Source organism: Paenibacillus sp. FSL R7-0048 (assembly GCF_038004505.1).
In the GTDB taxonomy this organism is placed as follows: Bacteria; Bacillota; Bacilli; order Paenibacillales; family Paenibacillaceae; genus Paenibacillus_AQ; species Paenibacillus_AQ odorifer.
The window spans coordinates 6,914,255-6,926,299 of record NZ_JBBORF010000001.1; the positions used below are offsets into that span (position 1 = coordinate 6,914,255).

General features: G+C 45.2%; 11 protein-coding genes. 4 read left to right on the forward strand and 7 right to left on the reverse strand.

All coding sequences use genetic code 11. The features are described 5' to 3' along the window. Positions 1-218: 218 nt before the first annotated feature. The 6 genes from NSQ91_RS30595 to NSQ91_RS30620 all read right to left on the reverse strand — a co-directional run bounded on the left by NSQ91_RS30595 (position 219) and on the right by NSQ91_RS30620 (position 6,228). Entirely contained in the window at positions 219-1,583 is a 1,365-nt protein-coding gene (locus tag NSQ91_RS30595; RefSeq protein ID WP_038573730.1) for a sensor histidine kinase, read from the reverse strand. After that, on the reverse strand, positions 1,580-2,254 hold the full coding sequence (locus tag NSQ91_RS30600) for a response regulator transcription factor (protein WP_038573732.1): 675 nt from the start codon (positions 2,252-2,254) through the stop codon (positions 1,580-1,582). Before NSQ91_RS30600 ends, NSQ91_RS30595 begins: the two co-directional genes overlap by 4 nt. 169 nt (positions 2,255-2,423) lie before the next feature. After that, positions 2,424-3,497: an ABC transporter substrate-binding protein gene (locus NSQ91_RS30605; protein WP_038573734.1), complete on the reverse strand. Its 1,074-nt coding sequence runs from the start codon at positions 3,495-3,497 to the stop codon at positions 2,424-2,426. After that, complete coding sequence (locus NSQ91_RS30610; protein ID WP_036682094.1) at positions 3,494-4,327, reverse strand: ABC transporter permease; 834 nt, start codon at positions 4,325-4,327, stop codon at positions 3,494-3,496. Before NSQ91_RS30610 ends, NSQ91_RS30605 begins: the two co-directional genes overlap by 4 nt. After that, positions 4,317-5,129 carry an ABC transporter permease gene (locus tag NSQ91_RS30615; RefSeq protein WP_036682096.1) on the reverse strand — a complete coding sequence of 271 codons (813 nt, stop codon included), beginning with the start codon at positions 5,127-5,129 and terminating at the stop codon, positions 4,317-4,319. The genes NSQ91_RS30610 and NSQ91_RS30615 overlap by 11 nt, the downstream gene beginning before the upstream one ends. Beyond that, positions 5,119-6,228, reverse strand: coding sequence for an ABC transporter ATP-binding protein (locus NSQ91_RS30620; protein ID WP_036682445.1), 1,110 nt, complete (start codon positions 6,226-6,228; stop codon positions 5,119-5,121). The genes NSQ91_RS30615 and NSQ91_RS30620 overlap by 11 nt, the downstream gene beginning before the upstream one ends. Positions 6,229-6,537: 309 nt before the next feature. Here NSQ91_RS30620 and NSQ91_RS30625 point away from each other — a divergent pair, with 309 nt between their 5' ends. Beyond that, the gene (locus NSQ91_RS30625) at positions 6,538-7,638 is read left to right on the forward strand and encodes an FUSC family protein (protein WP_052097383.1); all 1,101 of its coding nucleotides are present in this window, start codon (positions 6,538-6,540) and stop codon (positions 7,636-7,638) included. Positions 7,639-7,724: 86 nt separating this feature from the next. On the opposite strand, the gene NSQ91_RS30630 is transcribed toward NSQ91_RS30625, so the two are convergent. Continuing rightward, a complete protein-coding gene (locus tag NSQ91_RS30630) occupies positions 7,725-8,615 on the reverse strand; it encodes a DMT family transporter (RefSeq protein WP_076301480.1) in 891 nt (296 codons plus the stop codon). Positions 8,616-8,676: 61 nt separating this feature from the next. Here NSQ91_RS30630 and NSQ91_RS30635 point away from each other — a divergent pair, with 61 nt between their 5' ends. The 3 genes from NSQ91_RS30635 to NSQ91_RS30645 are packed head-to-tail and all read left to right on the forward strand — an operon-like array spanning position 8,677 to position 12,030. Further along, entirely contained in the window at positions 8,677-9,585 is a 909-nt protein-coding gene (locus tag NSQ91_RS30635; RefSeq protein ID WP_305953540.1) for a LysR family transcriptional regulator, read from the forward strand. A 36-nt stretch (positions 9,586-9,621) separates the two neighbouring features. Then, positions 9,622-10,596, forward strand: coding sequence for an aldo/keto reductase (locus tag NSQ91_RS30640; protein ID WP_340921204.1), 975 nt, complete (start codon positions 9,622-9,624; stop codon positions 10,594-10,596). Between the two features lie 42 nt (positions 10,597-10,638). Then, positions 10,639-12,030, forward strand: coding sequence for an aldehyde dehydrogenase (locus NSQ91_RS30645; RefSeq protein WP_076301482.1), 1,392 nt, complete (start codon positions 10,639-10,641; stop codon positions 12,028-12,030). Positions 12,031-12,045 lie beyond the last annotated feature (15 nt).

Below are 12,045 nucleotides of genomic sequence, written 5' to 3' on the forward strand. Positions count from 1 at the left end.
CTTCTCCTGTCTTTAATCTGTTTATTAAGTTCCCTTAACGTTTCGCTAATGAGATCATAACTAACAAAGATGTACCCCTCATGACGACAATATGAACTGAAAATGAACAGGTAAAAAAAATGCTACGGCAGCACAAGACAAGAAAACTTGCCTGTACTGCTGTAGCATGAAGAATGCGGGTGCATTCAAGCCCTCGCAAGGCACCGCCTGGAAGCTAATTACTCTGTCGGCGCTATAATTGGGAGGGTGACAACGATGGTCGTTCCTTGGCCGGGTTCGCTTTCCACGCGGATATCCCCTTTATGAAGCGTTACGATCTGTTTAACAATGGCAAGTCCCATCCCGCTGCCACCATATTTACGGCTGTGGGATCGATCAGCCTTAAAGAACCGTTCAAATATACGTTGCTGATCCTCAAGTGAAATCCCGATGCCAGTGTCTGTTACCCGAACGGTCACGTTGTTGATATCTTGTTTGAGGCTGACGTTAATTACACTGTTATCCTTAGAAAACTTGATGCTGTTGCCAAGGAGATTGGTCCATACCTGACTTAACAGGTCATAATCAGCCAGTAGGATAATAGGCTTCAGATCAAGGTCGAAGCTGATGTTACGAGCTGACCATTGCGGCTGAATCGCTACGATTACTCTTCTTATCTGTTCGTCCAGATTGAATGTAGTTAGCCGTAGCTGCTGGGACTGCGATTCTAATAAACTCAGCTTCAGCAGGCTGTCACTCATTTTAGACATCCGTTCTGCTTCAGCGATAATAATATCCAGATAACGATTTCGCTCTTGTTCTGCAAGATCTACTCGCTTGAGCGCAATCGCATACCCAGATATTGAGGTGAGCGGAGACTGGACCTCATGCGACACATTGGATACAAACTCCTTACGCATCTGCTCAAGCTGCTGCAGATCGTGCATCATTTCTTCAAAGCTGCGAGCCAAGGTACCTAGCTCACCGGTTTGCTTAATATTCAGCTCGACGTTAAAATCACCAGCTGCTATTCTTCTGGTCGCTTTGGTTAGCTTCTTGATCGGTCTGACTAAGAACATTGCAGCTACCAGAATCAAGAGGCTTCCAGCTATCAATGAATAGAGCAAGAAATTTAATATCAAATTCCTTCTGGCAGTGACGGAAGGGGGATTAAGCGTCTCCACAAACATCGCTTTGGTGCCGTCTTCCGTTCTCAACTGCAAGCCTAGGAGAAGCGCAGAAGTATTCCTGTTATGAGGTTGATAAACTTCTCCTGCGAGAACTTTTTTTATTTCTTCCATAGTTACAGGGACCGGCTTGTGCCCATTAAGTCCGTAAGATTGGAATTTACCCGCTTCATCGAATATTCGGATATAGTAGGAATCAAGCTGCTTCATTCCACTTACGAAAGAGTTGGCTTCACGTAATGGAAAGGTTTCGTAAATTTTGACTATATCCTGTCCAAAATGCAATAAGGGAATTCGCATGTTCTCTTTCAGTTTGTCTTCAAATACCCAAGTTGCCACAAACAAAGCAATGATTGTGCCCCCGATTACGGAGGCTAGGAAGGTCAGAACAACGCGTGTATATATAGATCTGATCATTCATGCACCTCAAGCCTGTAGCCAAGTCCACGCACCGTCTCAATACGAAAATCAGGAGTAGTCGCAAACCGTTCACGCAGGCGTTTGATATGCACGTCAATCGTCCGATCATCTCCAGCATAATCAATTCCCCAAATTTGATCGATCAACTGCTCGCGCGTATATACTTGTCCAGGGGTTCCAGCAAGCTTGTACAGCAACTCGAACTCCTTAAGGGGTAAGGGAAATGACTCCGTACCTTTCATCACCTTATAGGTCTGCCGATCAAGGATGACATTGCCAATTTGGATCATCTGCGTGGAGCCAATCCGATATCGTTTCAGCAATGACCTAACACGAACCGTCAGCTCTAACGGATCGAACGGTTTAGTTAAATAATCGTCCGTGCCTAATTCGAAGCCCTTCACTTTCTCCCAGGTTTCGCCTCTGGCAGTCAATATAAGTAATGGAAGATCAGGATTAGCTCTGCGGAGCTCCTTACAAAGCATCCAACCATCCATATTTGGCATCATAATATCCAGCACGACAAGATCGACATGTGTTCCAGCATATACGGCGAGCGCTTCCTTGCCATCCACAGCTTCAACTGTTTCGAATCCGTCGTTGCGGAGAAATAAACAGACAAGTTCGCGAATGTTCGCATCGTCGTCAGCAACCAGTATAGTAGGCATTCGTTTCCTCTTTTCCTGTTGTCCATTCTTACTATTATACTATATTATACTTTCGGCTAAACTGTCTGTTGTCTTGAGGTTACACGATGATCAAACCGAAAAAGAGCGCCTAACACGGTTACCCGTATGTAGACGCTCTTAATGTCGTTTCGCTTTAGCTTTAGTCAGCTTACTTCTTATTCATCTTAAACATTAGGAACAACTCATTATAATGAGCGAGCATCCGTTTGCCAAGGTTATCGTATACTTCAAGCCGGTCCGTAATTTCAGCAGGTGGATAGAACCGGGTATCCTCAGAAGTTTCCTCAGGAAGCAGCTCCAGCGCAGGAATGTTAGGCGTGGAATAACCTACATATTCTGCATTCTTAGCAGCAACGTCTGGGCGGAGCATGAAGTTGATAAACTGATGCGCTCCATCCACATTTTTCGCTGTCCGAGGGATGACCATGTTATCAAACCACTTGTTCGAGCCTTCTTCCGGCACTACATAATCCAGCTTATCATTCTCGTCCATGATCTCGGAAGCATCTCCGGACCAGACAATCCCAACCGCAGCTTCTTCATTTGCCAGCAGCATCTTGATCTCATCACCGACAATCGCCTTAACGTTAGGAGACAACTTGTTGAGCTTAGTCAGTGCTTCTTGCAGATGTGCCTCTTCCTTGTCATTAACGGAATAATGCAGGCTGTTCAAAGCCATGCCCATCACTTCACGGGCTCCGTCTACCAGGAAGATGTTATTATGCAGTCTGCTGTCCCAGAGAGAATCCCAGCTGGTGAAGTCCATGCCCTTGGTCATTTCCGGATTGAAAATAATCCCGACGGTGCCCCAGAAATAAGGCACAGAATATTTGTTACCCGGATCAAACGAGAGGTCCATAAAGCGTGAATCAATATTCTTTAGATTCGAAATCTTGCTATGATCCAGCGGAATGAGCAGATCTTCTTCTTTCATCTTAGCAATGGCATAATCCGAAGGGATTACAACATCAAAGGTAGTTCCACCCTGCTCAACCTTGGTCAACATAGCTTCATTGGAATCGAAGGTTTGATAAATGACTGTTAAGCCGGTCTCTTTTTCAAATTCCTTCAATAGATCGGGATCAACATAGTCGCCCCAGTTATAGATAGTCAGTGTGTTCCCACCTGAATAACCCTCTCTCGAATTCATCCAAGAGCCCAAGTACATGAGCGCAAATGCCGTGATAAGGATCGCCAGAAAAGCATTTATCAGCTGTTTCATCTAGGCACCCCCGCTTCTGCAACAGGCTCCGCCACAGCTTCTGCTGTGTTATGGCGATTTTTCTTAAGGGTCAGGAAGTAATAACCCACCACGAGCAGAATGGTGAACAGGAAGATCAGCGTCGACAGCGCATTAATCGATAGCGACACCCCTTGCCGGGCTCTAGAGTATATCTCAACCGATAACGTCGAATAACCGTTGCCTGTTACGAAGAACGTAACCGCAAAGTCATCCAGTGAATACGTAAGCGCCATAAAAAATCCGCTGAATATCCCTGGTTTAATAATCGGCAAAATTACTTTAGTCAGCACATCCTTACGGCTTGCCCCAAGATCACGGGCTGCATCCGTTAATGTAGGGCTCATTTCCTGTAGATGGGGCAAAATCATCAATACGGCAATCGGTACGCTGAATGCAACGTGTGAGAGCAGAACAGACGCGAAACCCAGCTTGATGCCAGCAATGGTGAACAGGATAAGGAACGAAGCACCAATAATGACATCTGGACTGACGATCAGCACGTTATTCAGAGACAGCAAGGTGTTCTTGGCGCGGCGATTCTGCACACTTTTAATAGCCAGCGCACCAATAATAGCGATAAGGGTCGCAATAGCCGAGGATAGCAGTGCGATCACAAGCGTATTGATTACGATGATAATCAGGCGCTTATCTTGGACCACCTCACGGTAGTAATCCAGCGTGAAGCCCTCGAACTTATGCATCGTCCCCCCACTGTTGAACGAATAGTACATTAAATAGAAGATAGGAGCATACAGAACAATGAACACCAGAACTAGGTAGAGGTTAGAGAATCCATTTTTATTTCTCATTCCGCGCCCCTTTCCGCGATCCGCCTGTGATAATCATAAACAGCGCCATAATGGCAATCAGAAACACTGCAACTGTAGAACCCATGCCCCAGTCCTGAGTGACCAGGAAATGCTGCTCAATTGCGGTGCCCAGCGTAATGACCCTGTTGCCTGCAATCAGACGGGTGATCATAAACAGGGACAGCGCAGGTATGAATACTGCCATACAGCCTGAGCGTACTCCCGAAATGGTCAGCGGAAAAATAACACGTCTAAACGTGGTCCAGCCCGAAGCCCCCAAATCACGTGCCGCATCCAGCAAGGATAAATTCAAATCCTCCAAAGCGCTGTATATCGGCAGGATCATAAACGGAATAAAAATATAGACAGATACAAATACAAAACTGAAGCCCGTAAACAAAATTTGCTGTTCTCCGATTCCAAGCAGATCAAAGAAATTATTGATCGGACCAAATGTACCGAATATCCCTATAAAAGCGTAGGTTTTTAGCAGCAAATTAATCCATGTCGGCAAAATAATCAGCAATAACCACAGTTGCTTATGTTTGGTTCTCGTCAACAGATAAGCCGCCGGATAGGCAACTAGCAAAGAGAATGCTGTAATCAGAAACGCGTACCAGAACGAGGTCAGCGTCATTTTTAAATATACAGGGGTGAAGAAACTGACGTAATTATCCAGAGTAATATGGCCATCCAAATCAAATAACGAATAATAGATGACAAGCACTACCGGTGCAATTACAAACAATGCGATCCAGAGGTAATAAGGGATGAGATAGTACGATTTGCCCTTATTCTTCATGACTCTCCACCTCGCCATAAGCTTCCAGACGTCTGTCGAATTCTTCCTCCGTTTCACCGAAACGCATAACATGAATCGCTTCCGGATCAAAATAAAGGCCAATTTCACTGCCTACAGTCGCCTTACGTGTAGAATGCACAAGCCATTCATGCCCGGATTCATCATAACAGCTGATTTCATAATGCACGCCCCGGAATAGCTGGGAATCAACCCGCACACGTAGTTTACCCTGTTCCAGCGTAGAAATTTCCAAATCCTCAGGACGAATAACAATCTCTACGGATTCATTCGGTTTCAGCCCGGCATCGAAACATTCGAAGCGGCGGCCGTTAAACTCCACCAGATAATCCTCGATCATAACTCCCGGCACAATGTTCGATTCGCCAATAAAATCCGCCACAAAACGGTTAATCGGCTCATCATAAATATCGTTAGGGGTGCCGCTTTGCTCGATTTTTCCTTTATTCATGACAAAAATCCAGTCGGACATCGCGAGTGCCTCTTCCTGGTCATGCGTTACAAAAATAAAGGTAATGCCTAACCGCTGCTGCATTTCCCGCAGTATGTACTGCATCTCCGTGCGCAGCTTGAGATCTAGCGCCGATAGAGGCTCGTCCAGCAGTAGAACCTGTGGCTCATTCACAATCGCCCGGGCAATGGCAACCCGCTGGCGCTGACCGCCGGACATTTCGTTAATCGCACGCTGCTCATAACCCACAAGGTTAACGAAGCTTAGCGCTTCCTGCACCTTCTTCGTGATAACATCCTTCTTAAGCTTCTTAATGCGCAGTCCGAAAGCCACATTCTCGAATACGTTCAGGTGTGGAAACAATGCGTAATCCTGAAATACCGTATTGACCTGCCGCTCATTGGCGGGAATGTGGTTAATTACTTTTCCATTTAAATAAATAGAACCGCTCGTTGGCTCAGCGAACCCGGCGATCAATCGAAGAATAGTCGTTTTACCACAGCCAGATGGACCAAGTAGTGTATAGAATTTGCCGCGCTCTATCTCAAAGCTGACTCCTTTTAACACCGGATCTTCGTCGTCATATTGCTTAGTAACTTCTTCAAATGAAATAATGGTACCTTCCTGAATAGCTATAGCTAACAACCTCCCTTACCTTAGTAATACAATACTATTTTACCCGCATCTTGCGGAGAACAATCGAAATGAGTATGCTCAGCGCTAATAAGCGACAATTTTCCCTCTCCTTCGACGCTCCAATAGATATAGCATATTAGATTGTACCATTATATGCGATAGCTTACATTGTTAAATGCTAAGCATAAACTTAACAAGTTTGTAAAAAGTCCAGTCTTCCCTGCCCTTTTTGAGGTGCTATAATGAAAACGAACTGAAAAGCCAGTGTGGTTTTCTTATTTTTGCGAAAGAAGATGAATGATAATGAACGAGGGGTTACTAGACCGCCTTGAAAAATATGGATTCTCGCTTTACATGATACGAATTACGCTTGCCGCATCACTATCCTGGGTAGCCGTACACAGTTTATATGGTGACCAATATTTATACTTTGCACCGCTTGCAGCCATTCTAATTACTCAAGCCAGTGTGAAGGCTTCACTTGAAAAAGGAATCTACCGCCTGATCGGCATTATTATCGGCGGAATCGTCAGCCTGATTGTAGGCCAATTCTTCGATGTAGGTGCATTTTCCATTCTGCTAATTCTGCTCATCGGGATTGGAATTGCCACAGCCTGTCGGATGAATATCCAAGCGGTTTCGCAGGTGGGGGTAACCTCGGTTCTGGCCCTTACCTTTTATCACAATGATTACGTGCTGTGGAGAGTCGCCGAAACCTTTATTGGTGTGCTCATTGCCTTGATCATCAATATGATTATCGTTCCACCGAACAGGTTCGTCAAGGTAAAAGCATTGGCACTCGATGGAAGCCTTCTACTTTCGGATGCTTTAAAAGGTCTCGTAGGCATAAGAAGAGATTCATCAAAGGATAATAATATGCTGGAGCAAGCAGGTAAACTGCTGTCTGCCAGCAATCAACAACAGAAGGAAATGTTCTATACCATTGCTCACTATCAGTGTCGTGGTGATCTAAAGGGACTTATACAAGCCACGGCACATCTAAAGACCATTCATTCCTATGTTAAAGAAATTGCCGATGATATTTGCTTGCTGCCAGCACATCATGCCAATTCTGACTGGATGCTGGAAGTGCTGGAGGCAACAGCCGATTGTATAGCTGTTTATGGTACCAAGACCTTATCCAAGGCTGAATGCCAACGTTCACTTACAGATTGTCTGCATCGTGCCCGCGACTTGCAGGCGGCCAGCTTCTCTGAACTGCAAGGACGGTGCTCACTGTCATCTGTTCGTGATCTAGGAGCGCTCTTCAGTCACTTAAACCGGGTACTCGAAGAAGTGGAACGTGCTAGTTCTGCTACTTACGTAGTTGCAGCTCGGCCTTCAACAGCTGAAATCACACGCGCTATACGCTTAATTAAAAAAGGACTCTCCCAGAAGCTCTAAGCTTGGGAGTGTCCTTTTTTTATGTTCAATCCCTATTAGACATAATGCCCTTTAGCACGACTGGTTACTACAACCATCCAACAAATTTAACTGACTGATTGTTTGGCAGCACGCCCTATCTTCACATTTACCAGTACAATACTGCTGACAATCAGCAATAATCCGATCACAAGGTTTATGGTAATCTGCTCTTTCAAAAAAACTACGCTGGTTGCTATCGAGATCAGGGGGATCAAGAAGGTGAATGAACCTACTTTTCCTGCTTCTCCTTCGTTAATCAGCTTGAAATAAATTAGCCAGCCCAGAGCAATAACAAAGATTGCGATAAACAAGGTATCCACAATAAAGGTTCCACTCCAGGTGATATCCGACCATTTCTCCGTAGCTGATCCCGAAAGTAGCAGAATGATGCCACCGATCGTGATTTGCATAGCCGTCATCCACAGCATATCCACACGTACAGCATTCCGTTTCATATATATTGTTCCTAATGCCCAGCTTAAGGCACTGGCTAAAGCCAACACAATTCCCCATATGGAGATACTCCCATTAATTCCGCCGATACTAAGAGAGGCTACCCCGAGAAAGCCAAGCAGCAAACCAGACATTTTAAGCCCGTACATGCTCTCACCTAACCACAGCCAAGAAAAAATACCTAACAATACAGGCTGCAAAAATACAATCGATGAGAACAATCCCGCCGGAACATACTGCAAGCCAATTGTCTGAAATCCATAATAGAACACAATACTAAGTACCGCCGAGATCAGATAGATCGGCCAGAGCTGCTTGAAGCGAAGCTCCTTCACCTTGGGCAATGCAATTAGAATCAGAATAATACCGCCTACGACGGTTCGAATACCTGCAAATAATAGAGGTGGAGCATAGTCTAAGGCGATTTTGGATATAGGCCAATTAATGCCCCATACAATCACCAAAAAAATAAGAAGGATCATACTTTTCTTCTGCTGATTCATTTGTTCACTTCCTTGGTGTAGATTCATCACAAATGATACAATAAACAAGAGCATAAATGAAATGAATAATAATCATAAGGGGCATATCATATTTGTTATGAACAATACTCAAATTCGTTTATTCGTCAAAATCGCCGAAAGCGGCAGCTTTACTAAAGCTGGTGTAGAACTGAATATGACACAGCCTGCGGTCAGCCGGGCGATCTCGTCCCTCGAAGCCGAATTAGACGTGAAGCTCTTGCTTCGAGACCGGCGTAATGGCCTGATGCTTACGGATATCGGCAAACGTATTCTTGTTATTTTCCGTGAAATTCTAATGGGCTTTGATAAGGTCAATCAGGAGATTTACGCGGAGAGAGGTCTTGAAAAAGGAAGTATCCGCATTGGAGCTTTCCCTGTGGCAGCGGCTCATTTTCTACCGAAGATTATTAGCTCTATCACTAAAAGATATCCAAATATTACAATTAGCTTACAGGAGGGTTCTATCGCTGAAGTCAGAGAATGGCTGGATTCAAAAGAAATTGATGTTGGCTTATTGCTCGCTCCCAGTGCAGAATTCGAAACCATTCCATTATATAGAGAGAAATTGTTTGCCGTTTTTAGAGATGACCATCCCCTGCAAAAGCGATCCATTGTATGTGTGCAGGAATTAGCGAACGAGCCCATGTTGATTTGCAAAGCAGGATATGAACCGCCCGTTGTAGAGCTATTCCGCAGAAGTAATAGCCATCTGAATGTGAAATATGTGGTTAATAACTTTGCAACAGCTCTTAATATGGTTCAGGAGGGACTGGCGATCGGCGTGATGTCTGAACTGTCCTTGTTATCTCTGCCTCCAAATGTGGTTACCCGTGAGCTGCAGCCGGATGCTTATAGAGATATCCAAATTGCGGTCAGCTCGCTTGCCGACACTTCAATTGCTGTAAAGCTCTTCATTGAGACAGCGCTGGATCTTTTCACTCAAAAATAAAATGGATTAATTAATAGATGATAAGGAGTGCTGAGGATGAACTTTAAAAGACTAGGAAATAGCGGATTACAGGTATCCGCATTAGGACTGGGAACGAACGCTTTCGGCAAACGTGCGGATCAAGAGACCTCCATTCAGATTGTACATGCTGCGCTTGATCATGGAATTAATTTCATAGACACTGCTAATATTTACGCTGGCTCAGAATCCGAGCGAATCATCGGTCTGGCCTTGGAAGGTAGGAGACATGAGGCTGTTCTAGCAACTAAAGCAGGTTTAGTTAAAAATGAGGGTCCCAACGGCAGCGGCTCCTCCCGTCGCCATTTGCTGCAGGAGCTTGAAGATAGCCTTCGCCGCCTTAAGACGGACTATATCGATCTATACCAGATTCATACCTTTGATCCCTATACGCCGCTTGAAGAAACCTTACGAACCTTGGACGATATGGTATCCTCGGGGAAAGTCCGTTATATCGGGGCCTCCAACTATACAGCATGGCAATTAATGAAGGCGATTGGGATTAGTGAAGCACGCAACTTCACCAAGTACATTTCAATTCAGTGCAGCTACTCCTTAGCAGACCGGACACCGGAGAATGAGCTTCTTTCGCTCTGCCTGGATCAAGGTGTAGGGATCATTCCATACTTTCCGCTAGCTGGCGGGATTCTCACTGGCAAATATAATACAAGCGACTCAGCCCCATCGGGGTCCAGAGCAGATACCGATCCTAATTTCAAAAGATTCCTTGATGCTGACCGGATCAAGCTCGGAAGCCAAGTGAGCCAAATTGCTGAGGAAATGGAAACCTTATCTACTGCGCTCTCCTTAGCTTGGCTTATGAATCGGCCTGCCGTCTCGACGGTTATTGTCGGGGCTACACGTGTGGAACAGCTGGAACAAAATTTGCTTAGTACCTCGCTTGTACTTAATGAAGAAACTTCGGCCAAGCTGGATGAAGCCAGTGATTCCTTCCGTTATGGCGAACCGTTCGCTTTTTACCGGCTCCCATAGAGTAGTATGCTTTAACTTCTTACAAGGATGGAGGAAAGATTAATGACAACCTATACAGCTGACAGCATTCAAGGAATGCTTGAAGAGCATAAGGATTTTTTTAATAGCGGCGTAACTAAAGAGGTTTCTTTTCGTCTCCAGCAGCTGCTCAAGCTTAAGAATATTATTAAACAATACGAAGGACGTATCATCACCGCACTACAACAGGATTTAGGAAAAGGTGAGTTCGAAGCCTATGCCACAGAAATCGGCTTTACGCTGGACAGTATCGGCTACATGATGAAACATCTTAAGCGTTGGGCGAAGCCTAAAAAGGTTCGATCGCCGCTGCACTTATTTCCTGCAAAAAGTTATATTTTAAGTGAGCCTTACGGCACAACGCTCATTATTGGCCCGTTTAATTATCCATTTCAGTTGCTAATTGAGCCCCTGATCGGCGCCATTGCCGCTGGTAACTGCGCTGTCCTCAAGCCATCTGAGAGCACACCTGCCATCTCGTCCGTGGTTGAGCAGCTTATTCAGGAGACCTTCGAGCCGCAGTATATCCGCGTAATTCAAGGGGAAAAAGAGACCACTAATTTGCTGATCCACGCCAAGTTTGATTATATTTTCTTTACGGGCAGTGTGCCTGTCGGCAAAATCGTAATGGAAGCGGCAGCGAAAAATTTAGTGCCTGTAACCTTGGAGCTTGGCGGGAAAAGTCCGGTTATTGTTGATAAGACCGCTAATCTTGATGTTGCAGCGAAACGGATTGTCTGGGGCAAGCTGCTGAACGCGGGCCAAACCTGTATCGCACCGGATTATCTATGGGTCCACAAGGATATTGCCAAAGAATTGATCACCAAAATCAAACATCACATCACTGAGTTCTACGGTCAGGATGCACAGCCTAATACAGATTACGGCCGGATCGTGAATGATCGCCAGCTGCAAAGACTTGCCGACCTCATTGCGCGTGATCAGAGCAAGGTGATTATGGGCGGCACCATCGTGCCAGAAGAACGTTATATTGAGCCTACTTTAATCTATCCTGCCACTTGGACGGATGCTGCTATGGAAGATGAGATCTTCGGTCCGATCCTCCCAATATTGGAATATCATCAATTGGATGAGGCCATTCAGAGCATTAATGAACATCCAAAGCCACTGGCACTATACCTATTTACGGAGGATAAGAGTGTAGAACAACAGGTGCTGTCCCGAGTCTCATTCGGGGGAGGGTGTATCAATGATACGATCTCACATGTGGCGAGCACTTATCTTCCGTTTGGTGGAGTAGGAAACTCTGGAATCGGGGGTTATCACGGGAAGTATAGCTTTGAGGTCTTCTCCCATCGTAAAAGCATCGTCAAGCGAGGCACACGGATCGACCTCGGAATCGTATATCCTCCTTATGGCAATAAAGTGAAGCTGGTTCGAAAAGTAATGAAATAAACAAAGCAGCAAACC